Genomic DNA, 24,191 nt, shown 5'->3' on the forward strand with positions numbered 1-24,191 from the left:
GCGCACTCGCACCCGGCTCGGTTCATGATTGATTGCACGGAGCGTGAACGGGCTCCGGAGCTACCGCCGGCGCCACCGGTAAGCAAGATCCACAAGTGGTGCCGGTTCTCACGAACATCTCGGCACGCGGCGCCGGCAACGTGGCGCCGAAAGTCGCGAACATCTGGCGCCCAATCTCGCGAATGAAGCCAACCGTGCGAGCGTCTCCATCGCCAGCCCTAGGATAAGTCGTACTCGTCGATCCATAGATCGGCTCCAGCTCTGTGAAGAATACTGATGGCTTCTTCGTCAAGAACGAGCCCTCGCGGACTGGAGTGCTCTCCCGGTTTGAACGACCGAAGCATGACCAACGTGGCCTCTGCGCCACCAGCGGTCAGCTCTCCGATTCGATCCCAGGCGCCGGCCAACTGATTCATCACGGCTTCCGCCTGCTCATTGAGTGAGGTGGTGTCCGCAAGGCCGGAGTCGATCGTCCATTCGTGTCGTGGCGGTATCAGGCGCCCACTGTTCCTGCTGGGTCGTGACTCCTTCGCCTCAGACCGAGTCGGCTCGACGCCCACGTATTGGGTGATCTGCCCGGGATCCAGTTCATCGGACTTGATCATAAAGTAGACCTGCTGCTCGACGATCACGTGAACACGGTAGCGGTTCAAGGGTTGGCGGGCGCCTGCACGAATGGGCAGGGGCAGTCGCTTCTACTGCTGAAGACCTTGATCATCGTGCCATTAGCGTGCCATTAAGGGCGGTCAGCACCGGTCAATCACGGTCACTCGCGGATCGTCCTCCGCGCAGGTCGAGGCCGTTGTCCCTGATGATCAGGCCGTTGTGGAATCGGCTGCACTGGGGCAAGGATCTTGACCGCCACCGTCTTCTGAGCGGGCTTGAGGGTCGGGTCACCGTCCATGACCGCGACCCGCCAGACCAGCTCTCCGGTGTGCTTGTCGCGGGCCTGCACGAACCGGCCGCCGGCGGAGGCGTCGAAGTCCTTGACGGGCTCGACCTCGCCGACGACGTAGCAGCCGTGCGGGAAGACCATGGCATGTGACGGGGATGGGACCTTGCAGAGCCATGACGGCTCTCTTCTTGGATGTCCGACGCTCGACCTATCAAGTGATCGGCCAGCGAAGGAGGCGGCCTGGGCCGAACCCTCGCCCGCTCCGCCAGGCATCTCACCACGCACCCCCTCTGGGCGCAAATTGCCCCAGGCAACGCGGCGAGCGTCCGAACATTCCTCGCCGCCGGCTACGTTCCGATCGGCGCGGAAGCGCTCCTCATCCCACCCTCCCCGGTCAGAGGGCACACTCCATGATCCGGAATATGTCCGGAACGATCACCCGTGGAAGGCGCCCGAATAGAGGACGATCGTCAGGTCAACGGGTGGGCGCTGCCAAAACCATCGGCCCCCTACTCCCCCTTCGCGACGCTGTCCGGCTTTATGCCGCAGGCACGCATGCCGAGGAGGACGCCGTCAGCGCTGTCCATGTCATTGAGTGCATCGAAGCCGACGACTGGAAGACAGCCATCCTCCTTCTCGAAGATTTCGGCGACGCTCGAAGCTACGGCGTGGGAGCGCCTTCTTGCGGCTCGGGAGCAGCGGAGGGGCCGCGTCTCAAGGCGCGGGACAAGCGGGTGAGCCAGGCGGGGGAGGCGAGGACCGCGGTCGCGGCGGCCAGTACGGGCAGTGCGGCGATCAGTGCGACGATCGCGGGCCACGGAGTCTCGAAGGGCGCTCGTGGAGTCGGCTCCCAGTCGATCGAGGCCGTCATGGGCCATATCAAGCACAGGCCGATGACGCAGCCGGCGGTGGCGCCGATCGCCGTTCCACATGCCGCGCTGACGGCTGCTCGGCAGCTGACCAGGAATCGCAGAGTCGCGGCGGATCCGCCACTGATCCGTAACAAGATGCGTTCCGAAGCGGCCGAGCGGGTTGCGAGCGGTGCACCGGCAAGAGCGATGAGAATCGCAACTGCGACGACGTACCACCATTCAGTCGGAGCCTGATATCCCTGCTCAAGTTCAGTGAACGCGGTTTCGCCCAATCGGCGGTCGAGTCGCTCCTGCTCGGCCACCGAAACGCGATAGTGCGAAGGGTCGATGATGAACTCCTGAGGCTCTAGCCGGAAACCAAGGGCCAGCACTGCCTCGCGGGGAATAAAGAGCCTTCCGAAATGGGGATCAGGGGCTTTGACGATGATCGCCGGGATGGATTTGATGGTGGAGGAATCGTCGGTCGTGGATGAGGAGTACTCGAGCTCCGCTGAGGTGATTTCTTCCCCGTCGGACAATACCAGCACGGCGGTGCCCTCGTGATAAGGCGTGGCGGGGTTCCCGGTGAGGTAGCGCAGCAGTGTCTGATCACCGATGTAGGCTCCCGGCCACTGCGAGGTGCGGTCGGAGGTCGTCACCAGAAAGGAACCCGGCCCGTCCACACGAACATTTTCCACGATGGGTACGCTGCCGGGTAACTCCTGCTGGATGGCCGTCCGTACGGTGGCCGCCTGTTCTGCAGAGAAGCCTGCCACGACGAGTGCGCCTGGTTGGGCATTCGGGTAGTAGTTCGCTCTTCCATGGGACGTCATGGCGGGAATGATGACCATCAGCGCTGTCGCGACGGCGACCGCGACCATCGTCGCCGCCATTCCCGTGGCAGTTCGGCCGGATGTATGACCGACATGGCGAACGGCCGGCCGAAACACTCGCGGCAGACGTGCGGAGTTGCGCCCGAGTATTCCCAGTAGCCATGGGACGAAGGGACCCAATCCGAAAATCAGCAGCGATCCGCTGTAGATGCCTGCCAGGACGCTCATCGCCGACCCGAAGTCGTCATAGTGAGTGTCTTCGCGCGTGGACCACGCGATGAGTGCTAGCGCCGTCATGCCGACGCTTGCCACGGCGGCTCCCCAGATCAAGGGACGCACACTCATATGACCGTGTCGGCCGCGAGGGGCTGATTTCGCCGCGAAGATTATTGCGCCGCAGGCAAATGCTGCTGGGATACCAAAAATAACTTCGATCAGCATGATCGTGATCATACGGAGAAACGGCATGCAGTAGTGGGCGGCGACGAGGAAAGGAACGCCTGCCGGGGCGGTCCGTGACAAGGCTGGTTAGCGGCGTAGCCGGCGCTTGCTCCCGTGCCGATTCCTCGGGAGCCAGTGGAGTGAGCGGCCTTTTGAGCTGCGCTCTCTGGAACCCAGACGTAGCCGTCGAGACACGGCGGCATGAGCCCAGCGTAGGCCTGCATGCCGAGTCAATTGACGAGAATGCTCCCACCCACACCAGCAGGTGGATCTTGCTAATGACGGCTCTGGACGACCGCGGATGATGGTTGCATCTCCGTAGCCAGATGTCCCTTCTGATAGGCGGCGACGGCCGCCGAGAATCGGTGATCTTGCACCTGCCCCCGGAGCGTGGCTGTCGTCGTTGACGAAGAGTTGGATCACGCCGAGCGAAGGGCACACCTCGTGGGCTTACCGTGCCAGCCCCGTAAGCAGGGCAGCCCACAGAAGGTGGGCTTCCGTGAGCCGCGCATGGTGAGTCTCAGCAACGACATTCTCCTTTCCCTGGACGACACGCCGAACGAAGCCCAGGCCGCCGGGCTGGCAGAGTTCGTAGTAGATGGCGCGGCAGTCGCACGTCCAGACGATTACTTGGCATCGACCATCGTCGCGAGGGGTCAGCCATTCAAGTCGTACGCTCGCCGACTGCGGCAGCGGCGGATGAGGCGCCAGACAGGAGGTCATCGGCATGCCGTCGGCTGCGATCCAGTGCCGAGCGCGGCCCACACTGTCCTGCCGCGTTCATCGCCCCAGACACCCCAGTCGATCGCCAAGCTGGAGACCAGAAGGAGCCCGCGGCCGTCTTCGCCATCCGGGGAGTGCCTGAAGACCAGGGGAGAGGAAGGGCCGCCCTCGTCGAGTACGCCGAGCCAGAGACGGTCCGGATGAGCTTGGAGGCTCACCAAGAAGCGGCCTCCGAATCGGCCGCTGGCGGTGTGGCGTATGGCGTTGGTAGCCAGTTCGCTGACGATGAGCCCGGCTGTATCGACCGCTGGCCAGTCACGGAGTAGTGAAGTGATGAAGCGCCGAGCCTGTAGGGCATGGTTCATACCTTCTGGGGTGCCGCCAGCCCGTTCCGGCTGGTCTGGCACCACTCCGACGTGGCTCGCCGGCATCTCGTCCCTGGTTACGACCGGTCCAGCCACGACCTGCGGTACTGGAGACCGAACGTCGAACTGGGCGACCTTCTGGAGATCTTCTCCGAGCACGATATCGAGGTCGAGCTCCGCTGACCCAGCCGCTGGCCGCCTCTCATCTTCCGAACCGACATGGCCTCATCGCCACAGCCCGCTACACGCGATAGATCACCATTGGCACCAGGGCAAATGAGAGGTTGGAAGGTCAAAACCAAGCTGCAGTCGTCGAAGGTCTTGCCGCGTGGTGACGGAGCGAGAGCATGATGGCGCGCTTTTCTGCTCGGGAAGATAAGTTGGTCGGTATGACCGCTCAGCCTGTGGAGCCCGTTGCGCCCCGTGATCCAGGTGAGGATCCGGCCGCGATCTTCGAGGCGCTTCCGCCGTCACACCGTGCCCGGTTCCGGGGGGAGTACGACGAGGCTTTGGAAGCCGCGCACGATTTGGCCCGCTTCAAGCAGGTGCAGACGCTGTTGCGTCAGTGGCGCCTGCGTGCGATCGCTTACGCCCGCCCTGGCTATGAGGAGGCCGTCCAGGACGCTGTCCAGAACCGGACGGAGATGTTCACTCGCTACACCCCGCCGGAGTGGGAGGGCCGGGTGTGAGCTACAAGTTCGATGGTTTCCACGGACGCGCCCTCTACGAGCTGAACGGTCTTCCCGAGGAGGTCCGTGACGGCCCGTTGCTGGAGCGTCTTCTTGAACTCCTCCGCGATCCGTGGGACGCGGTCGCGGAGCGTCCCGGTCAGTCCGCGGTGAGACACGCCTTCTTCGGAGATAACGGCCAAGGGATGATGACGTTCATCCTCGATGAGGAGACGCGGGCCTTGCGCATCATCGACCTCCTCTGGGCAGGCTGACCTCTGTTTCGCAGGTGGACGAGCACGGCTCGTCACACAGGGCCTCGACCAGGCGGGCCGCGTGCTCTCCGCGGACCTGGTCGTCGGCTCATAGGTGGCCAGGGCGATCGACGGTCCATGGCTTCGTTCCTCAGCCCAGGCGTTCGGGACACCAAGGGCGTGGCCGGCGGATGCTGTTCGGGTCGGAACAGTCAGAGTTCAAGCAGCATGAGGATTTCGTCGCGATCATCGCCGTGTGCGAGTCGTAGCGCGCCGGGCCAGCGGCCGATCTCTTTCCAGCCTTGCCGCCTGTAGAAGTCTTCGAGCCCCACTCCGCCACGGGCGGCGAGGTGGAGTTGTTCGAGTCTCATCTCTTCGCGGGCCAGATGGCGCAGGCGGTGCATCAGTGCGGCTCCGATTCCCCTGCCGCGGAAGTCGGTGTGGGTTTGGACGTGATGGACCGTCCCCCAGTGGGCGATCAATGGGTTGGCGTCTCTGCGTACGTTCAGCCAGCCAGCGAGTGTCCCGTCGGCGAGAGCCAAGAGGAAGCGGCTGCGGTGCGTGTCGAGGCCGACGATGAGCTGATCAGCTACTTCCGCAACCTGATCGAAGGTGACAGGTGGAAACGGGAAACCGGCCGCGCCCCCGGCGTTGGTCACGGTGACCCAGCACTCGACCAGCTCCCGCCGCAGTTGGGGCGACATCTCGTCCTGGCTGGTGACCTGGAGAAACTCTGTAACTCCCGCATGCGGCATGGCCACAGCCTGGCAGAGGGCTCCGACAGGATGGAGAAAGGATCGCCTCCGGCGGGGGACTCCAGCTTCGGGATCCTCGCCAAGTGCTGGCGAGGTTGTAGGTGGCTGAAGTGGACCAGATCTACTCGTCGCCATCGCCCGGGAATCGAAGAGTTCCCCGCAGACGTGCGCGACGCGCTTGCCGGCATCCCGGACAGCAGGTTGGACGAGCTTGTTGAGCACTGAGAGCAGATCGAGGAGTTCGCTGACATACCCAGGGGATGGATACCTTCTGGAGGTCCTTACAGGGTCTTCTTCCCGCTCCCGAGTCTCGCAGTGCGGTAGCCCTGGCGACCCATGAGGACTGCTCCAGAAGTGCCATTTCACTTCGCAGGCGCCGCTGGGATGATCATGGGCATGTCGACGGATTGGTCCCGCCTTGAGCATGCCTACGGTGCCGCGACCGACCTCCCGCAACTCTTCGAGGAGATCAGGGATCCGGAGTTGGCTCCCAACGCCTGGCAGGAACTCTGGTCCAGCCTCTGCCATCAGGGAACGGTGTACCCGGCAAGCTTTGCCGCCCTGCCTGTCCTGGCGGATATCGCTAGCAGCCGCCGACCGGGCGATCAGAGGTCAGCGACTGCGTTGGCCGGCCGTATCGTCACCGGGGAAACGCAGCTCCACCCGCCGGGATACTGCCGCAAGCGCTACCCGGCCGAGATCGACGAGCTGCACCGGATCGTTCAGCACCACCTGACGGAGGAGCCGTTCAAGGGCGACGAACACGACTACCTCTATCCGCTGGAGGACCTCCTGGCCTTCGAGGGGGTACCGGTGTGGAGTGAATGCCTGGTCCCGAATCTCCACGACGTGGTCTGCCCATCCTGCTCAGAGTGTCTGGAGATCGACTTCTACCAAAGCTCCGGCCCCGGCACTCGCCGTCGTGACCCACATGAAAGCGTGCGGAAGCTCAACTTCAAAGGGCCGACACTGACCGGTATCCGCCCGGCGGAGCCTGCCGGCCTCGAGCCGCTGGCCTCCCGGCTGTATCGCATGGCAGTCAAGGCCGGGCAAACCGCGGCCGCCGAGCACCTGACCTACCTGTTCGGGCGCACGACATGCCCGGCCTGCGCCGCGGACTTTTCTGTGGCGGAGCAGATCGAAGCCTTCTTCCATAACGGTCCGCAAACTGCCTGACGTTACCGTGGGTCGGTTTGCGGCGGTCCGAAGAGCGCCGGTGACGGTTTCTCATGTGACTGGGTAGGCGTCTTTCAGCTCGCGCCGATCGGCCGGAAGCAGCACCCCCACCATGACCAGAAGCCGACCAGGGCGTCCCGGACAGCCCCGAGCACAGCCAGCAGCGGCAGCGAGAACGAGGCGATGCTCAGCTGCGTGCATTCTGCAGATGATCTGTGCGGGAGAATGCCCCATGCTCTTCGGGTTGGACGCTCTGGCAACTCACGACTGGTCTCGTTTGGTTCACGCCTATGGCCACGCCACCGATACTCCCGGCCATCTCCGGCGGCTTGTGCAGGATGTTGACGCGGCGTGGGAGGACGCAGTCGCCCACCTTCACACAGCGGTCACTCACCAGAGCACTGTCTATCCCGTTACGGCCCCGGTCGCGATGGTAGTCGCCGGATTGCTTGAGGAGCCGGGGTTCGATCGTCCGATCTCATACGGCTGGCAGGAGCCACCGCGGCCTGTACGTGCACACCTGCTCGACTTTCTCGCAGCTGTGGCCGAGGGCACCGAGCCAGACCGAAGTGAGGGTGAACTCTGGTCGATCTACCACAATCCTCGGCAGCGAGACACGGATGGACCATGGGACATCGAAACGCCCGCCTGGGCATACGACGCCGTCATGGAGTGCAGGAGCGTCGCTCCCGCCCTGGTGGACCCGGTCCTGCGATGCTTGCCCGATGACGATCCACGTACGCGTGCTGCGGCGACCTCCGCAGCGGCGGCGCTGTGCCTGGTGCCCACGGTTTCGAGCCGGCGCGCTGAGATCGTTGCCCTTGTCGAGGATGGCGCTCGCGACGCCGCTACTTTTCACGAGCGCGTCGAGGCACTGGAGACGCTCGACCGTTTTGGTGGTGTAAGCAGGTCATTCCTGTTCGATCGGCATCCTGGCATTCAGCTCATCGCGGCGTTCTCCTCCAGCCTCGCGCACGATCCTGACAGTTCGTCGGCTGTGTGGGACGCGGTGACAGACCCCGAGCGGGCCGCAGCGTGGTACTCGGCGCGATCAGTGCTCTGATCTGTGTCTTCGCAGGTCCGTGGAGATCGGAATGCGTCTTTGCAAGCAGGAAGTGAGGAGTTCGAATCTCCTAGGCTCCACCGCAAAACTCGCCCCGCAACCGATCAGGGGGCGGGGCGTTCGTGCCAACACCGACCTCGCCGTCAGGCCCATAAGTGGCTATGGCACCCTCTAAGCCCATGCACTTCAGGACAGGCACAACGGATGACGCCGAACTTATCGCAGCGCTGCACACCGAGAGCTGGCGGACTGCCTACGCCGGAATCATGCCCGCTACCTACCTCAGCGGACCGCTGCAGGAAGTGCACAGGGCCATCTGGACCACACGACTCTCGTCGTCCACGCTTGAGTTTGTAGGCGAGAACTCCGTCTTGCTGGTCGTAGCGGTAGAGGGCATCGCGCTTCAGGGGTTCGTCTATCTGTTCCTGCAGCCCGACGGGCGGATCCTGCTGGAAAACCTCCACGTGCTCCCCACACGCAAACACTCGGGCATCGGTCGTCAGCTCATGCGTCACGCCTTCACCTGGGCGGTCGCCCATCATCCCGATAAGGCCATCTACCTCGAGGTGCTCCGTGACAACGCGCCGGCCATCCGCTTCTACGGGCGAAGCGGCGGCCAGGTCACACGAGAGTTCGTGGAACGCTTCCCGGCAGGCTTCGAACTACCCGTAGTCGAGTACACCTGGAACCCTGACGCCGTCCAAGCCTTGGCGCACACGGGCGTCACACCTGATCTCCTCGCGCCATATACGCCGGCCTGAGCGTCTGGCTGGGACGACGCGACAGGCGTGCGACGGCCAGGCCCGGCAGCTCAGATCTGGAGCCGTTCAGACCAGCGCCAGCAGGGACCGGGCGTTCGCGCCGCCCTGGCGGTCGCCGGTCTCCTCGAAGACCTCCAGCGCCGCCCGGGCCAGCTCGCGCGAGCGTACGGCCGCGCCCTCTGCCCGGTTCACCTTCGCCAGGGCCAGTAGGGCATGTGCGTCGAGCAGCCGGTCGCCGAGCCGTACGGCGATGCCCCTGGCCCGCTCGGCGGCGGCACGCGCGTCCGGCTTCGCACCCTGCGCCAGGTGTACGGCCGACAGCTCCAGCAGCGTGTCGGCCTGCCGGTGCCGGTCGCCGAGCTCGGCCATGCGACCGACGGCGGCCAGCATCCGGTCGGCGGCCTCGTCCAGCCGGCCCGAGCGGCGCAACATGACGCCGAGCACCTGCTCGGCGTCGGCGGCGTCACGCTGGTTCTCCGCCCCCTGCAGGCAAGCCAGCAGCGCCCGCTCCGCCTCCTCCAGGCGGCCCAGCTCCAGGTGCACGCGGCCGAGCCGACGCATGGCGTGCGCGACCTCGCGGGCGCCTCCCCGGCTCCCGAACATCTCCAGCGCCAGCCGAAGCCGCTCCTCTGCCCCCTGCCAGTCCCGCTCAGCCAGGCGCAGGTCGCACTGGTCCAGCAGGATGTGCGCCTGGCCCAGGCTGTCGCCCACCCGCCGCGCCGCCTCCATCGCGGGGCCCGTCAAGGCCCGCCAGTCGTCCAGGAACCGGTGCCGCTCCAGGTAGGGGGCCAGCAGGTGTGCCAGTCGCCAGCAGGCGCCGTCCAGCCCGGCGGCGCTCAGGTCGGCGACCAGGCGCACCAGGAACGCCCGCTCGGCCGCCAGCCACTCGACCGACTCCCTGATGTCCCTGGTCGCCACGGCCGTGGCCGGATCTCCCGACACCAGCGGGAACCGCGACGCCTGCACCCGCGACAGCGCCATGTCCGCCAGCTTCGCCAGCGCTCCGGGCACCGGCTGCTCGCGCGCGAACAGCCGGGTCAGGTCGTGCAGCCGGTAGCGCACCTGCCCGGCCACGTCCACGCCGTGCGTCTCCAGCAGCCCCGCGTCCACCAGCGCCTCCGCCTGCCCGCCGAACAGCTCGGTCACCCAGTCGGCGAAGTCCGGCGCGGACAGCGCGCCCAGCCCGCGCAGCGTCAGCTTCGCCGCCTCCGGCACCCCGTCGAACCCGATCGCGAACACGCTGCGCACCGTCAGGTCGCCCGCGCGCAGCCGGTCGAGCCGCTGGCGCTCGTCCTCCAGCAGACCCACCAGATAGTCGGCGGTCCACTCGGGGCGGGCCGCCAGCCGGGAACCTGCGATGCGCAAGGCGATCGGCAGGCCGCCGCAGAAGCGGGCGAGCCGCCGCAGGGCACCGTCCGCCGCCTGGCCAGAGCTCTTGACCAGCAGCTCCAGCGCCTCCCCTTCGTCCAGCACGCCCACCGGCAGCCGCCGCGCGCCGAGCAGGCCGCCCAGCGGGGAACGGCTGGTGACGATGGTCGGGCACGAGGTCAACAGCGGCCGTACCTGCGCCTCGCCGGCGGCGTTGTCCAGCACCACCAGGAGCTTGCGGTTGGCGGTGTAGGTGCGAAACAGCCGCTCGCGCTGCTCCGGCGCAGCCGGGATCGCCTGGGCCGGGCAGCCGAGCCAGCGCAGGAAGTCCTCCAGCACGGCCGCCGGGGCCGTGGTCTCGCGCAGGTCGGCGTACAGGATGCCGTCGGGGAAGTCGGGGCGCCGCCGCCATGCCGCATGCACGGCCAGCGCCGACTTGCCTGCCCCCGCCTGCCCGTGCACCACGACGAGGCTGCCGGTCACCTCCTTCAGCAGCTCGGCCCGGCCGGTGAAGTCGGCCACGTCGGGCGGCAGCAGTACCGGCGGCCCGGCCGACACGTGCAGTGAGGCGTCGTCGTGCAACATGCGATGGTAGAGCAGTTGCAGCTCCGGGTCCGGCTCGATGGCATGGCCGCCGTCGAGCTGGTCGCGCAGCACCGCGTACGCGGCCAGCGCGTCCACCCGGCGACCGCTGCGATAGAGCGCCAGCATGTACTGGCCGCGAAACCGCTGCCACATCGGGTGCTGCCTTGTCAGCCGGCGCAGCTCGGCCAGCAGCTCGCGATGGCGCCCGGCGTCCAGGTCGGCCTGCACCCGACGCTCCAGTGCCAGCAGCCGCAGTTCCTCCAGCTCCTCTCGTAACCGCCGGGTCTCCACCCACCGCTCGCCCTCGGGATCCACGTCCTCCAGCGCCTCGCCCCGCCAAAGGGCCAGCGCCTCCTCGTATGCGCCCCGGTCCACCAGCAGCCGGAACCGATCGACGTCGAGCTGCCCGTCGCCGAGGTTAAGCATGTACGCGCCGGACACGGTTCTGATCGCCCCCTGCCCGATCAGCCGCCGGAGCTGTCCCACATACCCGCGGACGAGGGAGTCGGACCGGTCGCCGTCCTCGTGCGGCCACAGCAGCCTGCGCAGCCGCTCGGCCGTCAGCGGCCGGCCCGCGTTGAGCAGGAACATCGCCAACAGGTCGCGATGCTTGCGCACGGTCGGGGTGCAGTCCTTGCCGTCGGTGTCGCGGACCTCCAGCGGGCCCATGATGCGGAACTCCACGGCTTCTCCCTATCAGAAAGCACGCCGCCCGCCCAGACGATGAGCGCGGTGGGAGCCGCGCACGTACGCGCTCAGCGCCAGTAGCGGTGTGGTGCCTCATGGGCGAAACCTCACCGCAATGGCGGGTTGGCCAATTTCGCCCGTTCGAGGGCCAGCTCGGCCCACCACTCGCCGGCCTCCGGCGACACGACGCCGCGCTCCGGGTCCTTATCGCCGTCAGTGCCACGCCGGCACCGGCCTCCGGACGTACCCGCCCGCGCGATCCACAGGTAGGCGTCCACCAGCTCCTCGCCCGTCGCCGTGGTCGGCCGGTCGCCGACGCCCCTGCCCGGCGGGTTGCACCAGGTCTGTGGGTCGGAGTAGTGCTTGGCCGGAGCCCAGGAGCCCTGGCCGTTTCTGCCGGTGTCGACGACGAAGTGCGGCATGGTGGCCGGGTCCGCTCTCACCTCCATGGGGCAGCCCTTGCGGCCGGTGGCGAGCCGGACGGCGATGCAGGTCGACAGCTTCTTGCCGTACGCGACCGCCTTCTCGGTTCTCTGGTAGCCGGCCGTGTTGACGAAGAAGCCGTCCGCCCGGTCGATGCTCGCGCCGATCAGGCGGTCGGCCATGAGCTCGGTGCCCGGCCAGAGGTCCTGGCCGCCGTCGAGGTAGACGGCGGTGTTCCGGTTGGACTTGAGGGTCTGGACGGCCTGGCGGAGATCTTTGTAGCGCTGATCAGGGGAGCCCTGGGGGTCGCAGTCCGGCGCGCCGGGCATCTTGGCCAGGCTGCCGGGCTCCAGGATGACCGCTGCCCGCGCGTCGCCGATCTGGGCGGCTATGCCCTTGATCCAGTCGTGGTAGGCGGCGAGGTCGGCGGAGGCGGCCGAACGGCACTCGCTGCCCGGCAGGTGGTTGATCAGGAACACGGGCACGGCGTCCTGCTGCCCGGCGCCCGTGACGGCGCTGTCCACCTTGGCGCGGACCTCGGACTCGCCGAGACGGATGGCGTAGGGGATGGCGGCCAGTTTCGTCATGAGCTCGGCGTCCCGCGGTCGGTCCTCGGCCCAGAGCCTCGCCTGGCGGCTGGCCGCCGGCTCGGGCGGGGCGTAGAACCGGACGTCCTGCCCAGCCCGCAGCGGGTTCCGCGCGGCGGTTGGTCGAGAGGCCGTCGGCGATGCCGCGCCCGTCGTCCCAGAGGTACCCTTGGCCGCCGGATCCCGGACGTCGGCGGGAGAGCCCTGTCCCTGCGACACGAACGCCGCCACCCCGGCCGCCGCGACGACCACGACAGCCGCCCCGGCCACCCACTTGCGCGGCCCGCCGAAGCCCCGACCGCGTCCACCCGTCACTGGGTCCGTCCCCCCATCCACGACGCCCGCTGCTTGCGCTGCTTGCGTCGGCGCGATTCCGGGGGATGAGAACCGGCGTGGTCGTGTCGGGCCGACCCGTTCGGCGCTCCCGTCCGCCTCACTCGGGGGAGCGGCGGGCAACGGGATGGACGTGCTGAGGTGGTCCAGGATGTCCTGGGCGGTGGGGCGGTCGGCGGGCTTCTTGAGCAGGGCGGCCGCGACCAGGTCGTGCAACTGGCCGGAGAGCCCGTGCAGGGCCGGCGGCTCGTTGACGATGCGGAGGAGGATAGTGGGCACCGAGCCGGAACCGAAGGGCGACGCCCCGGCCGCGGCGAAGGCCACCGTGGAGCCCCACGAGAAGATGTCCGACGCGGGATTCACCTGCGAACCCGAGACCTGCTCGGGAGACATGTACGCCGGCGTCCCCACGATTGCGCTGCTCATCTCCGCGTCGGCGAGGCGCGCGATGCCGAAGTCGATAACCTTGGGCCCTACCTGGGACAGCAGCACGTTGGCCGGTTTGAGGTCGCGATGCACCACACCTGCCCCGTGGATGGCCCGCAGCGCCACCGCCATGGACGCCGCCAGCCCGTCCAGCGCCGAGCCCTTCAGCGGCCCCGACCGGCGCACGACGTCCTCGAGATTCGGCCCCTCGACGTATTCGGTGACCAGGTAGGCCATCTCGCCCTCGACGTCGGCGTCCAACACCGGGGCCGTGCAGAAGCGGGCGACTCGCCGGGCGGCGGCGACCTCGCGGGCGAAGCGGCGGCGGAAGTCGGCATCCGCGCTCATCCTTTGGTGGATGAGCTTGACGGCCACCCGCGTGCCGTCCGGCCCCTGACCCAGGTAGACGACACCCATCCCGCCCTCGCCCAGTCGGGCCAGCAGGACGTACGGCCCGGCCAGGCGTGGATCCCCGTCGCGCAATTCCGCCAAGGTCATAGATCATCAGGTTAGCCTGCGGCCGTTGGGCCCTTCCAGACCTCGCGCTGCCCCCGCGCAGCCTACGCGCTCCACTCGTCGAGGAGCTCGAAGATCATGGCGCCACCGCAGGGTTGGTCATCGTCCGGAAGCGCGACCACGAGCGACCCGCAGGCTCGCCATGCCGTCCGTCATCGTCTTCCCTCTTGGGCTTCTTCTTCGCCTTCTTCCGCTCGGGTTGCGGTGAATACGGCGATGTCACGGCCGAAGCAGACGATGATGTGGCCTTGTGGGGTGGCGGCGACGGCGTTGACCGAGTCGAGGAATTCGATGTCAGGGCTGATCCTGTCAAAGGTGGTGAGGCTCCATGCCGCTACCGTTCTGTGGCCGGCGGCAACTGCGATGGGGTGGCCGTCGATCGTGGTGGCGGCGAGTGCGACCACGGTTCCCATGGAAAGCCGGCCGATCTGCTGAGCGGTGGCGACATCCCATACCTTCATCGGTGTGTCGCGCCAGTCGTCGTTGGTGGTGATGGCGATGGGTCGTCCGTTCGCGATGGTGGCGGCCACCAGGCGTACCGGTTTGCCGTTGCTACCGGTGGTCTGGAGGCCGGTGTCGCGGTTCACGGTGAGGTCACGGACCCGGAAGCCGCCGCCCCACCGTCCGAGGACGGCGACGGGCTGGCCGTCGAGCGTGGTGGTGGTGAGGTCTTGTACCCATCGATGGTCGCTCTTGCGGGGGTTTCCGATCTCTTCGCCGGTGCGGAGATCCCATACCCGGATGGTCTTGTCGTCGCTGGCGGTGATGGCCCGGGGTGGGTCGTCCGTGTTGTCGGCCGCTACCGCGGTTATCGGGAGGCGGTGGGCGGTCAACGGTGCTCCGGCCGCCTTCCCCAGTGCGAGGTCCCAGAGGTGGACATTGCTGTCCTTGCCTCCGGTGATCGCCACCGCGCGACCGTCCACTTGGGTCGCGGCCACGGCAGTGACGGCGCCGGTGTGGTCCGTGAGTGGCTGGCACACCTGATCGCCGGTGTCCAGATCCCATACTCGTACGGTTTCGTCATCGCTGCCGGTGACCGCCACCGGTCGGCCGGCCACTGAAGTGGTGGCCACCGCCGTGATCGCGGCGTCATGGCGAACTGGCTTGTCGGCCGGTAGGCCGACGACCAGATCGGACACCCGGACCGACCCACCGTCGCAACTCGACACCACCACCTGCCGGCCGTCCACCACTGCCGTCGCCACCGCATGCAGCGTGCGGGGATGCTGAGGGAACAGCTCACCGACCAGTTCGGCCGTTCTCAGGTCCCACACCTGGATGGTCGGCTCATTGGAGTCGCAGGTGATCGCCACCAGCCGGCCGTTTACGACCGTGGTCGTCACGGCCTCTAAGTCCGTAGATCGGGGGAGGTCACCGACCGGCAGCCCGGTGGCCAGGTCCGACACGCGTGTAGCCGACTGCCAGCCACCCGAGACGACCACCAGATGGCCGGCAGCCAGCTCCGCGACCGCAACCGCCCTCACGTGTCCACTGTGGCCGGTGAACGGGCTGCCCACCGGATCACCGGTATCCAGGTCCCATACCCGGACCGTTCCGTCGCCGCCCGTGACAGCCACCCAGCGGCCGTCCAGCATCGCGGTGGCCACCGCGTACACCGGGCCGGTGTGGCCACGGATCGGTGCCATCACCTCCTGCCGCGTTTCCAGGTCCCACACCCGTACCGTCGTGTCGTAGCAACCGGTGACCACCACCTGGCGGCCATGGCGTTCCGCGATCGCGAGGGCCTCCACGCTGTCAGCCTGAAGGTTGAACGGCTCGCCCACCGGCTTACCGGACGCGAGTTCCCACACCCGTACGGTGTCATCATCACCACCGCTGACCACCACGGGGCGACCGTCCAGAACGGACATCGCCAGCGCCCGCACCGCGTTCGTGTGACCAGTCCATGGGGCGCCGACCCGCTCGCCGGTTGACAGATCCCAAACCCGTACGGTGGTGTCGCCACCCCCGGTGACCGCTATGGCACGGCCGCCGAAGACCGCGGTCGTCACCGCCGCCACCCAATTGGTGCGGCCGTCGGTGGCGCCCAGCGGCGGGCATGACTTCACGCCCTTCGGCAGCAGACTGGTCCAAGTTGGCTGCACCCGCCAGGCAGCAGGACGAATAACCGGTATCTCATGGCGGGACAGAGACGACATGCCGCGCATATTAATTGCTGGCATCGGGACGCATCTCCAAGAAACCCGGGGAGGTCATCCTCCAACCAACCCGGGGCAGCTCACCCTCCCCTTGCCCGTCTAGGTGGTTAGCCATGGAAGCCCGCCCTGAGCAGTCCTCGGTCACGCTCGTCACCGGTGACTCGTCCGTAAGCTGAGGGTGTGTCCCCCGCACTCGTCCTGCTCGACGACGTCCGCTGGCGGGGTGTGCGCGTGGTCGGCGATCGCGCGCAGACCCTGCTGGCCGTACTCGCCATGCACGACCACGCGGGGGTCAGCGTCGAGCGCCTGGTCGAGGAGTTGTGGCCCGACGAGGAGCCGGCCAACCCGACGAAGGCGCTGCAGGTGGTCGTCTCGAGGACCCGGGCGGTGACCTCCGCCGACGTCGTGGTGCGGATCCCGCGTGGTTACCGGCTCGGGCTGCCCGCGGGTCAGGTGGACGCGCTGCTGCTCGGCGCGCTGGTGGAGCAGGCCCGGGCCGCACTGGGCGAGGGCGACATGGTGCTCGCGCGTCGCCGCGCCGAAGAGGCCATGGCCATCGCGGCCGGCGGCGTGGCCGGCGCCGCGGGCCCACTCGCTGAGCTGAGAGGCGTCGCGGCAGGGTGGGTGGCTGAGGCGCGGCGGGTGGCGGCGATCGCGCGGGGCCGCGGCGGCGCTCACGAGGGCGCGCTGCCGCTGCTGGAGGAGGCCGCGGCCGATCGGCCACACGACGAGGAACTGCTCGCCTGCCTGCTGCGCAGCGAGGCCGCCGTACGAGGTGCCGCCGCCGCCCTGGAGCGTTACGAGCGGTATCGCGCGGGACTGGTCGCGCGGCTCGGCACTGGGCCAGGGCCTGAGCTCGCCCGCGTGTACGCCGAGCTCCTCGTCGCCGATCGGCCGGTACGCGAGGGCATCCTGTTCGACGGTTCCTCGCTGCTCGGTCGCGACGGCGACATCCGTGCGGTGCACGCCCTGTTGCCGACCAACCGGGTGGTCTCCATCATCGGTCCTGGCGGACTGGGCAAGACGCGGCTGGCACATGTCGTCGGCAGGAACGCCACGCAGCCCATCGCCCACTTCGTCGAGCTCGTCGGCGTCTCCTCGCCGGAGGGCGTGGTGGGCGAGGTGGGCTCGGCCCTCGGGGTTCGGGACTCGGTCAGCGGGCGTCGTGTCCTGACCGCCGAGCAGCGCTCCGACGTACGCACTCGGATCGCCCAGCATCTCGACCAGGCGCCGGCGCTGCTGATCCTGGACAACTGCGAGCACGTGATCGAGGCCGTCGCCGACCTGGTGGCTTTCCTGACCGTGACGACCCGCGACCTGCGGGTGCTCATCACCTCGCGCGCTCCCTTGTCGATCCCCGCCGAACGCGTCTACCTGCTCGGCGAGCTGCCCACGGGCGACGCGGTGGAGTTGTTCCGCCAGCGCGCCACGGCCGCCCGCCCGGGTGTGCGGATCGACGAGGGAGTGGTCGAGGAGGTCGTCGCCCGCCTCGACGGGCTGCCACTCGCGATCGAGCTGGCCGCGGCCAAGGTGCGGGTGATGTCGGTGGAGGGGATCGCGCGGCGCCTGGCGGACCGGTTCGCCCTGCTGCGCGGAGGGAACCGTACGGCCCCGGACCGGCACAAGACGCTGCTCGCGGTCATCGATTGGTCGTGGAATCTGCTGGAGGAGCCAGAACGGCGGGCGTTGCGGTGGTTGTCGCTGTTCGGCGACGGTTTCACGCTGGCCACGGCCGAGCACGTACTCGGCTCGGACACCCTGCACGTCATGGACGCGTTGGCCGAGCAGTCGATGCTGAGCGTCCGCGAGACGATGTACGGCCTCCGCTACCGGATGCTGGAGACCGTCAGAGAGTTCGGGCGGATGCGGCTGAAGGAGGCCGGCGAGGAGGCACCCGCCCGGGCGGCGCAGCGGGCCTGGGCGACGGCGTACGGCCTTGAGCACGCCTCCGCGCTGTTCAGCCCGGCGCAGTTCGCGGCGGCCGACGCGTTGCACGCCGAGGAGAGCAACCTTGCCGAACTGCTCCGGCAGGCTCTCGGCGAGTCCGATCCCGTCACGACGGTCCAGTTGCTGGCCGGCGTCGGCGCGTTGTGGTCGATCCGTGGCGACCACTTCCGGGTGTTCGTTCACCGGGACGCGATCACCCAGGTGATCACCGACTGGGTGCCGCCGCCGTACCTCGTCGAGGTGACCAGGGCCGCCATGCTGATCACGCTGATGAACATCATGATCGTCACCGACCGCCGCGACGATCCGCTGCGCGATCTCCTCCGCACGCTGCCCACCAGTGACACGACGGATCCCCGCGTGGCGGCGATGGCCACGGTGCTGATCGCGTGCGACGTGGCCGATGGCGACGACGTGCGCAGCCGGCTCGCGGAGTTGTGCCGGAGCGCCGACCGTGACGTGGCCTTGGCGGCGATGCAGACGAACGCCCAGGTCCTGGAGAACGCGGGAGATGTGACCGAGGCGGTCGAGGCCGCCGAGCGAGCCCTGACGATGCTCCGCGAGGACGAGGGGCCGTGGCCCACCGCGATCATGAACGCCATGCTTGCCCACCTGGTCATGCGGCTCGGCGATCGCCGGCGGGCGGTCGGACACGCGCGGATCGCCATCCCGGTGCTGAGCAGGCTCGGTGCTACAGACGATGAGACCCAGCTCCGCGCGCTGCTGCTGGTCTCCGCGCTCGCCGACGGCGACTTCGACACCGCGGAGGCCGAGCTCGCCGAGATCACCCGGATCAACGACAAGGAGGCAGTGCTCGGCGGGGTGGCGATGGTCTCCTTGTGCGCTGCCGAGCTCGCCCTCGCCCGCGGCGAGACGGCCGCCGCGCTGGCGGAATACCGCCTGGCCGTCCAGCGGGCGTACGACCTGCGCCTGCCCGGGGTGCCGCGCGGGGAGCACACGCCGTGGACGATCATCGCGGTGTCGGTCACCCTGACGGCGTACGCGTACCACGCTCCTCCGGAAGACGTCCGGTACGGCGAGGAGTTGTTCTCCACCGTCCGGGGCTACGACCTGCTGACCGTGAAGAATCCCGTTTTCGACTACCCGCTGTGCGGCTCGATGCTCTTCGCGCTCGGCGCCTGGGGGCTGCTGCGGGGAGCTATGGTCCCCCGCGACGCGATCAGGTTGCTGGTGCTGGCCGAGCGGTTCGCGTACAACGACAGCGTGCCCAGCATGACCTTCGAGCGGATCGAACCGTACGCGGAGCGGGCCGCGCCCGGACTGCTCGCAGCCGTGCGGGTCGAGTACGGCGATCGACGTGGCTCCGACCTGCTCGACGAGGCGCGCGGTCTCGTCGAGCAGGTCTCCGGCCGTGACGGGCGCGGGTCACATGTGCCGCTTGTAACTGCGGACCGACAGCGGCGCGAAGATCGCGATGACGATCAGGCACGCCAGGAGCGTCCAGGCCACCTCTCCGCTGACGAGGGCGCTGTTGGCGAGGTCGCGGGCGGCCGTGACCAGGTGTGAGACCGGGTTGATCCGTACGAACGCGGCCAGCCAGCCGGGCAGGGTCTCGACGGGGACGAACGCGTTCGACAGGAAGGTCAGCGGGAACAAGATCATCATGGAGATGCTCTGGACGGCCTGGGCGCTCCGGGCGATCGTGCCGACCCAGGTGAAGACCCAGGCCAGCGACCAGCCCGTGATGATCGCCAGCAGGATCGCGGCGAGCACGCCGCCCACTCCACCGCCCGGGCGGTAGCCCATCACCAGGCCCATGCCGAAGGTCAGAGTGGCCGCAATCGTGTAGCGCAGCAGGTCGGCCACCATCGGGCCGGCGAGCGGCGCGATTCGGGCGATCGGCAGCGACTTGAACCGGTCGAAAACGCCCTTCTCCATGTCCTCGCGGAGCTGCGTTCCCGTGGCCATGCACGTCGTCAGCACGGTCTGGGCGAGGATGCCAGGGATCATCAGGGGGAGGTAGCTCTCCACGTCGCCGGCGATGGCGCCGCCGAAGATGAAGGCGAACATCGCGGTGAACAGGATGGGCTGCAGCGCCACGTCGAAGAACTGCTCCGGGTTGCGGCGCATCTTCTTGAGCGCCCGCCACGCCATCGTCAGGGTCTGGACCATCGTCTCCCCCGTGGAGACGCGCCGCCGGGCGGCCGCCACGCGGTCGGCGGCGCGGACCGCCTCGCGGGCGGGTGCGGTCATGGTGCTCATCGGTTCTCCTCCGTGGCGGTCTCGTCCGTCCCTGTCTGGTCGTCCCTGTCCGTCTCGTGGCCGGTGAGGGCGAGGAACACCTCGTCCAGGCTGGGCTTGGCCACGCTCACCGAGGAGATCGACACCCCGGCGGCGCGCAGTGCGATCAGTACGTCCGCGGCCAGGTCGGCCTGGTCGAGGGCGACGTTGAGGCGGCCCTGCTCCGGGCTGAGGACCGGGTCGGAGCCGAGGACGCGCCGCACGACCTCCACGGCGGTGGGCACCTCGTCCGGCTCGGCGAGCAGCAATTGGAGGGCGGAGTTGCCGACCGCTGTCTTCAATTCGTCCGGGGTGCCCTCGGCGACTTTGCGGCCGTGGTCGATGACGGCGACGCGATCGGCGAGCTGATCGGCCTCGTCCAGATATTGCGTGGTCAGCAGCACGGTGCAGCCGTCGGCGACCAGACCGCGGATGGTGTCCCACATCTGGCCGCGCGTGCGTGGGTCGAGACCGGTGGTCGGCTCGTCGAGGAAGATCAGCGGTGGCCTGGTGATCAGGCTGGCCGCCAGGTCGAGGCGCCGGCGCATGCCGCCGGAGAACTGCGCGATCGGTTTGTCGGCGGCCTCCTCCAGGCCGAACTGGCCCAGCAATTCGACGGCGATACGCCGGGCGCGCGGCGCGGCGATGCCCTGTAGGCGGCTGAAGAGCCAGAGGTTCTCGCGGGCGGTCAGGTTCTCGTCGACCGACGCGTACTGTCCGGTGACGCCGACCAGCTGGCGGATCATGTGCGGGTTGCCGGCCACGTCGACCCCGAAGATCTCGGCACGGCCCGCGTCGATCTCCAACAGGGTGGCCAGCATCCGCAGCATGGTGGTCTTGCCGGCGCCGTTCGGGCCGAGGACGCCGAAGATCTCACCGGGGCGTACGTCCAGATCGATCCCGTCGACGGCACGGTGCCCGCCGAACGTCTTGGCAAGCCCTTCCGCACGTACGGCCAGATCGGTTCCTCCGCCGGAGGCCGGGCCGCCCCCGGTACGTCCGAGTTCTGTGATGCTCATGGCTTCACTCTCGGCGGTGCCGGTTTCACGGCACCCTCGGCCGGTTTCACCGGTTGCGTACAGCCAGACTCGGAACCAAGGCCCCTCAGGATCGGTAGTAGAGGGCCGTGGCGTTGTCGAAGGTCTTGCCGCGTGGCCGGCGGATGCTGTTCGGGTCGGAACAGTCAGAGTTCAAGCAGCATCAGGATTTCGTCGCGATCATCGCCGTGTGCGAGTCGTAGCGCGCCGGGCCAGCGGCCGATCTCTTTCCAGCCTTGCCACCTGTAGAAGTCTTCGAGCCCGACTCCGCCACGGGCGGCGAGGTGGAGTTGTTCGAGTTTCATCTCTTCGCGGGCCAGATGGCGCACGCGGCGCATCAGTGCGGCTCCGATCCCCCTGCCGCGGAAGTCGGTGTGGGTTTGGACGTGATGGACCGTCCCCCAGTGGGCGATCAATGGGTTGGCGTCTCTGCGTACGTTCAGCCAGCCAGCGAGTGTCCCGTCGGCGAGAGCCAAGAGGAAGCGACTGCGGTGCGTGTCGAGGCCGGCGATGAGCTGATCAGCCACTTCCGCAACCTGATCGAAGGTGACAGGTGGAAACGGGAAACCGGCCGCGCCCCCGGCGTTGGTCACGGTGACCCAGCACTCGACCAGCTCCCGCCGCAGTTGGGGCGACATCTCGTTCTGGCTGGTGACCTGGAGAAACTCTGTAACTTCGGCATGCGGCATGGCCACAGCCTGGCAGACGGCTCCGACAGGAGGAGAAGGGATCGCCTCCGGCGAGGGACTCCAGCTTCGGGATCCTCACCAACGCGATGGCCAGATCGAAGCCCGAATTGTTCTTATGAGAATCAGTGCGGCGGCGCTGAGCGCCGCCGCCCTAACCCACCGGACAGCCGGCTGCTGTCCTGGCTCCCGCTGATGCCCTGCGGTACATCGGAACGTGCAGGGATCAGGACAAGGTGTCCTTGACCGCGATCTGGCCATCCTCGATGGCGAACTTCTGGTTGGTGTTGTTGGGGTCGCACTGCCACAGGTACACCGGGATGCCGTTGCCGCGGCCGCCGGTGGCGTCCAGGCATAGGCGGTTGCCTGAGTCGAGGGTGGACTTGAGGATGATCTGGCCGCGCTGGACGACCCAGAGCTGGTTGGTGTTACTCAGGCACTGCCACTGGTAGACCCGGGTGCCGTTGGTTCGGCCGTTGGAGGAGTCCAGACACATCACCTGGCTCGTGCCGATGGTGTCTTCCACCTTGATGAGGCCGTCCTCGAGGACGAACTTCTGGTTGGTGTTGTTGGGGTCGCATTGCCACTGGTACATCAAGGTGCCGTTGCCACGGTTGTTGCTGAGGTCGACGCACATTGCGGTCCCGACCGGGACGGTGCGGTTGGCGGGCTCTTGACCAGCGGCCACCGCGGGCAGAGCGGTGACCGCGCTCATGGTGGCGGAGAGGGCGGCGGTGGCCAGCAGATGGCGAGCAAGCATGGGTGCCTCCAGAAGAGTTGATCAAGACTCGAGCACCATGTCACAACTGAAAGTAGTTGATCAATCACCGTCCGCACAGATCTCCGTGCGTCGCGATGTGATGCCCGCCAGAGGCGAAGCTGCGGTGGTCGTCGGCCTTGGGGCCGGTCCGGGCGACTACCGGGACTCCGGGTCACACCCGGACGGAGGCCGCCGTCGAAGGAGGCGTCCCAAGTTGTTCGACGGGTATGTCGATGGCCGGCTGAGTGGTGAGACTCGCGCGTTCGATCCGATCGAGGCGGAACCATCGGATGGCCTCGCGGCGCTGGCAGTGCGCCACGAGGAACCAGTGCCCGGCCGTGAACGCGAGCAGCTGGGGGTCAACCCGGCGCGTGGTCGGCCTACCGTGACGATCGCGGTAGTGCAGCGAGAGAACCTTGCGCTCCTGAAGGGCATGCTCGATCGCGTCGCGTCGGCGCGGATCAGCTGCCTCGGTAGTGCTGTGGTCGATCCAGATGCGCTCGGTCAAGTCGTCCGCGTGCCGCCGCGCCTGCGGGTCCATCACCGCCAGCACTTTCACCAGGGCGGATCGGGCCTGCCGGTCGAATGGTTGTCCATGGTGCGCGGCGATCGCCGCGGCGAGCGCGGAGGCTTCGGCGGCGGTGAAGTTCACCGGGGGCAGGGTGGCGGCACGATCGACGACGTATCCGCCAATCCGGCCCGTACGTGCCCAGACCGGGAACCCGCCCTGTTGCAGAGCGGAGATGTCGCGCTTGACGGTGCGGACACTGATCTCGAATGCGGTGGCGAGCTGTTCGGCAGTGCGGCCTCGGGGACCCGCACGGCGGAGCTCTTCGCGGATCGCATAGAGCCGGTCGGTGCGGTTCATGCATGAATGGTGCCATAACGGTGACATGCAGCGGCTCCAGAATCGGCGCATGACAGAGTCGCGAGAACCCATCCTGTTGTTGAGCGGTGCCGGTCTTCCCGTCTGGATCTGGGATCAGGTACGTGAAGAACTGGCCGCATCGCACGAGACGGTGGTCGCCGAGCGACCGCGTCATGATCGCGCTTCGCTCACGGAGTACGCCGCCGCGGCACTGGATTCGGCACCGTGGGAGCGATTCACGGTCGTCGCGCACTCCAGTGGCGGGACTGTCGCAACGGAGATCGTCACCCTCGCACCTGACCGAGTGGGCGCGTTCCTGGCGGTGACGGCCGTCGTGCCGAAACCGGGACGCAGCTTCGTCGCGTCGATGCCGTTGCCGAACCGGCTCGTGCTGAGCCTGGCGATGCGACTGGCCGGCACCCGACCGCCCGATGCCGCCATCCGGCGAGGCGTGGCCAGCCGCGTCGATACGAAGACGGCCGATCGCATCGTGGCGGAGTTCCACCCCGAGTCTGCGCGTCTCTACTGGGACACGCCGCGAGGCGGCCGTTTTCCCGAACGTCGCGGCTACCTCTCCACCAGCCAAGACGCTGAGCTCCCGATCGGACTGCAACGGCGATTCGCGCGCAACCTCGACACGAGCTGGAATGAATCCCTCGACAGCGGACACCTGCCCATGCTCGAAGCACCCCACGCTCTCGCCCGGCGGATCGCGAACTTCCTCACCAATTGACCTACGCCGGATCCTGCGTCGACAACAGCTCGGACACGAGCTGCCGGACG

General features: G+C 67.8%; 20 protein-coding genes and 1 pseudogene. 8 read left to right on the forward strand and 13 right to left on the reverse strand.

The features are described 5' to 3' along the window. Positions 1–218: 218 nt before the first annotated feature. The 4 genes from AB0H88_RS36505 to AB0H88_RS36520 all read right to left on the reverse strand — a co-directional run bounded on the left by AB0H88_RS36505 (position 219) and on the right by AB0H88_RS36520 (position 4,174). Entirely contained in the window at positions 219–632 is a 414-nt protein-coding gene (locus tag AB0H88_RS36505) for a DUF4279 domain-containing protein (protein ID WP_357652676.1), read from the reverse strand. Between the two features lie 134 nt (positions 633–766). Beyond that, positions 767–1,036, reverse strand: coding sequence for a hypothetical protein (locus AB0H88_RS36510; RefSeq protein ID WP_357652678.1), 270 nt, complete (start codon positions 1,034–1,036; stop codon positions 767–769). A 520-nt stretch (positions 1,037–1,556) separates the two neighbouring features. Continuing rightward, a complete protein-coding gene (locus AB0H88_RS36515) occupies positions 1,557–3,020 on the reverse strand; it encodes a hypothetical protein (RefSeq protein ID WP_357652680.1) in 1,464 nt (487 codons plus the stop codon). Positions 3,021–3,739: 719 nt separating this feature from the next. Then, positions 3,740–4,174 (reverse strand): ATP-binding protein, encoded by a 435-nt coding sequence (locus tag AB0H88_RS36520; protein ID WP_357652681.1) that lies wholly within the window; start codon positions 4,172–4,174, stop codon positions 3,740–3,742. Here AB0H88_RS36520 and AB0H88_RS36525 point away from each other — a divergent pair. From AB0H88_RS36525 to AB0H88_RS36535, 3 genes are all read left to right on the forward strand, one after another. Further along, positions 4,100–4,291: a hypothetical protein gene (locus AB0H88_RS36525; RefSeq protein WP_357653013.1), complete on the forward strand. Its 192-nt coding sequence runs from the start codon at positions 4,100–4,102 to the stop codon at positions 4,289–4,291. The two genes, AB0H88_RS36520 and AB0H88_RS36525, sit on opposite strands and share 75 nt — an antisense overlap. Positions 4,292–4,455: 164 nt before the next feature. After that, positions 4,456–4,797 (forward strand): DUF6247 family protein, encoded by a 342-nt coding sequence (locus AB0H88_RS36530; RefSeq protein ID WP_357652683.1) that lies wholly within the window; start codon positions 4,456–4,458, stop codon positions 4,795–4,797. Continuing rightward, complete coding sequence (locus AB0H88_RS36535; RefSeq protein ID WP_357652685.1) at positions 4,794–5,051, forward strand: hypothetical protein; 258 nt, start codon at positions 4,794–4,796, stop codon at positions 5,049–5,051. Before AB0H88_RS36530 ends, AB0H88_RS36535 begins: the two co-directional genes overlap by 4 nt. Before the next feature lie 191 nt (positions 5,052–5,242). Here AB0H88_RS36535 and AB0H88_RS36540 read toward each other — a convergent pair whose 3' ends face one another. Continuing rightward, positions 5,243–5,785 carry a GNAT family N-acetyltransferase gene (locus AB0H88_RS36540; RefSeq protein ID WP_357652687.1) on the reverse strand — a complete coding sequence of 181 codons (543 nt, stop codon included), beginning with the start codon at positions 5,783–5,785 and terminating at the stop codon, positions 5,243–5,245. Between the two features lie 384 nt (positions 5,786–6,169). Between AB0H88_RS36540 and AB0H88_RS36545 the strand changes: the two genes are divergently transcribed. The 3 genes from AB0H88_RS36545 to AB0H88_RS36555 all read left to right on the forward strand — a co-directional run bounded on the left by AB0H88_RS36545 (position 6,170) and on the right by AB0H88_RS36555 (position 8,785). After that, positions 6,170–6,961: a hypothetical protein gene (locus AB0H88_RS36545; RefSeq protein ID WP_357652689.1), complete on the forward strand. Its 792-nt coding sequence runs from the start codon at positions 6,170–6,172 to the stop codon at positions 6,959–6,961. 232 nt (positions 6,962–7,193) lie between these two features. After that, complete coding sequence (locus tag AB0H88_RS36550; protein ID WP_357652691.1) at positions 7,194–8,024, forward strand: hypothetical protein; 831 nt, start codon at positions 7,194–7,196, stop codon at positions 8,022–8,024. A 179-nt stretch (positions 8,025–8,203) separates the two neighbouring features. Further along, positions 8,204–8,785, forward strand: a complete 582-nt coding sequence (locus AB0H88_RS36555; RefSeq protein ID WP_357652693.1) for a GNAT family N-acetyltransferase — start codon at positions 8,204–8,206, stop codon at positions 8,783–8,785. Between the two features lie 66 nt (positions 8,786–8,851). Here AB0H88_RS36555 and AB0H88_RS36560 read toward each other — a convergent pair whose 3' ends face one another. The 3 genes from AB0H88_RS36560 to AB0H88_RS36570 form a co-directional block, all read right to left on the reverse strand. Further along, a complete protein-coding gene (locus AB0H88_RS36560) occupies positions 8,852–11,422 on the reverse strand; it encodes a BTAD domain-containing putative transcriptional regulator (protein WP_357652695.1) in 2,571 nt (856 codons plus the stop codon). A gap of 110 nt (positions 11,423–11,532) precedes the next feature. Next, on the reverse strand, positions 11,533–13,692 hold the full coding sequence (locus tag AB0H88_RS36565; RefSeq protein ID WP_357652697.1) for a glycoside hydrolase family 6 protein: 2,160 nt from the start codon (positions 13,690–13,692) through the stop codon (positions 11,533–11,535). Between the two features lie 170 nt (positions 13,693–13,862). Next, complete coding sequence (locus AB0H88_RS36570) at positions 13,863–15,878, reverse strand: hypothetical protein (protein ID WP_357652699.1); 2,016 nt, start codon at positions 15,876–15,878, stop codon at positions 13,863–13,865. Positions 15,879–16,142: 264 nt separating this feature from the next. Between AB0H88_RS36570 and AB0H88_RS36575 the strand changes: the two are divergent. Further along, positions 16,143–17,513 (forward strand): annotated as a pseudogene (locus tag AB0H88_RS36575) (BTAD domain-containing putative transcriptional regulator); the annotation flags it as partial. A 1,689-nt stretch (positions 17,514–19,202) separates the two neighbouring features. Here AB0H88_RS36575 and AB0H88_RS36580 read toward each other — a convergent pair. From AB0H88_RS36580 to AB0H88_RS36600, 5 genes are all read right to left on the reverse strand, one after another. Next, positions 19,203–20,039 (reverse strand): ABC transporter permease, encoded by an 837-nt coding sequence (locus tag AB0H88_RS36580; protein WP_357652701.1) that lies wholly within the window; start codon positions 20,037–20,039, stop codon positions 19,203–19,205. After that, positions 20,036–21,076, reverse strand: coding sequence for an ATP-binding cassette domain-containing protein (locus AB0H88_RS36585; protein WP_357652703.1), 1,041 nt, complete (start codon positions 21,074–21,076; stop codon positions 20,036–20,038). The genes AB0H88_RS36580 and AB0H88_RS36585 overlap by 4 nt, the downstream gene beginning before the upstream one ends. A gap of 164 nt (positions 21,077–21,240) precedes the next feature. Continuing rightward, on the reverse strand, positions 21,241–21,783 hold the full coding sequence (locus AB0H88_RS36590) for a GNAT family N-acetyltransferase (RefSeq protein ID WP_357652705.1): 543 nt from the start codon (positions 21,781–21,783) through the stop codon (positions 21,241–21,243). A gap of 223 nt (positions 21,784–22,006) precedes the next feature. After that, positions 22,007–22,540 (reverse strand): RICIN domain-containing protein, encoded by a 534-nt coding sequence (locus AB0H88_RS36595; protein WP_357652707.1) that lies wholly within the window; start codon positions 22,538–22,540, stop codon positions 22,007–22,009. A gap of 172 nt (positions 22,541–22,712) precedes the next feature. Further along, positions 22,713–23,408, reverse strand: a complete 696-nt coding sequence (locus tag AB0H88_RS36600; RefSeq protein ID WP_357652709.1) for a WYL domain-containing protein — start codon at positions 23,406–23,408, stop codon at positions 22,713–22,715. Between the two features lie 49 nt (positions 23,409–23,457). Between AB0H88_RS36600 and AB0H88_RS36605 the strand changes: the two genes are divergently transcribed. Continuing rightward, positions 23,458–24,141 carry an alpha/beta hydrolase gene (locus AB0H88_RS36605; protein ID WP_357652711.1) on the forward strand — a complete coding sequence of 228 codons (684 nt, stop codon included), beginning with the start codon at positions 23,458–23,460 and terminating at the stop codon, positions 24,139–24,141. Positions 24,142–24,191 lie beyond the last annotated feature (50 nt).

It is taken from the genome of Nonomuraea sp. NPDC050680 (genome assembly GCF_040654555.1).
Classification (GTDB): domain Bacteria; phylum Actinomycetota; class Actinomycetes; order Streptosporangiales; family Streptosporangiaceae; genus Nonomuraea.

Bases quoted from the DNA above. Each gene is read 5' to 3' on its own strand.
- AB0H88_RS36510 (WP_357652678.1), bottom strand. From the start codon at position 1,036: ATGGTCTTCCCGCACGGCTGCTACGTCGTCGGCGAGGTCGAGCCCGTC.
- AB0H88_RS36515 (WP_357652680.1), bottom strand. From the start codon at position 3,020: ATGCTGATCGAAGTTATTTTTGGTATCCCAGCAGCATTTGCCTGCGGC.
- AB0H88_RS36525 (WP_357653013.1), top strand. From the start codon at position 4,100: ATGGTTCATACCTTCTGGGGTGCCGCCAGCCCGTTCCGGCTGGTCTGG.
- AB0H88_RS36520 (WP_357652681.1), bottom strand. From the start codon at position 4,174: ATGCCGGCGAGCCACGTCGGAGTGGTGCCAGACCAGCCGGAACGGGCT.
- AB0H88_RS36530 (WP_357652683.1), top strand. From the start codon at position 4,456: ATGATGGCGCGCTTTTCTGCTCGGGAAGATAAGTTGGTCGGTATGACC.
- AB0H88_RS36540 (WP_357652687.1), bottom strand. From the start codon at position 5,785: ATGCCGCATGCGGGAGTTACAGAGTTTCTCCAGGTCACCAGCCAGGAC.
- AB0H88_RS36545 (WP_357652689.1), top strand. From the start codon at position 6,170: ATGATCATGGGCATGTCGACGGATTGGTCCCGCCTTGAGCATGCCTAC.
- AB0H88_RS36550 (WP_357652691.1), top strand. From the start codon at position 7,194: ATGCTCTTCGGGTTGGACGCTCTGGCAACTCACGACTGGTCTCGTTTG.
- AB0H88_RS36555 (WP_357652693.1), top strand. From the start codon at position 8,204: ATGCACTTCAGGACAGGCACAACGGATGACGCCGAACTTATCGCAGCG.
- AB0H88_RS36565 (WP_357652697.1), bottom strand. From the start codon at position 13,692: ATGACCTTGGCGGAATTGCGCGACGGGGATCCACGCCTGGCCGGGCCG.
- AB0H88_RS36570 (WP_357652699.1), bottom strand. From the start codon at position 15,878: ATGCGCGGCATGTCGTCTCTGTCCCGCCATGAGATACCGGTTATTCGT.
- AB0H88_RS36580 (WP_357652701.1), bottom strand. From the start codon at position 20,039: ATGAGCACCATGACCGCACCCGCCCGCGAGGCGGTCCGCGCCGCCGAC.
- AB0H88_RS36585 (WP_357652703.1), bottom strand. From the start codon at position 21,076: ATGAGCATCACAGAACTCGGACGTACCGGGGGCGGCCCGGCCTCCGGC.
- AB0H88_RS36590 (WP_357652705.1), bottom strand. From the start codon at position 21,783: ATGCCGCATGCCGAAGTTACAGAGTTTCTCCAGGTCACCAGCCAGAAC.
- AB0H88_RS36595 (WP_357652707.1), bottom strand. From the start codon at position 22,540: ATGCTTGCTCGCCATCTGCTGGCCACCGCCGCCCTCTCCGCCACCATG.
- AB0H88_RS36600 (WP_357652709.1), bottom strand. From the start codon at position 23,408: ATGAACCGCACCGACCGGCTCTATGCGATCCGCGAAGAGCTCCGCCGT.
- AB0H88_RS36605 (WP_357652711.1), top strand. From the start codon at position 23,458: ATGACAGAGTCGCGAGAACCCATCCTGTTGTTGAGCGGTGCCGGTCTT.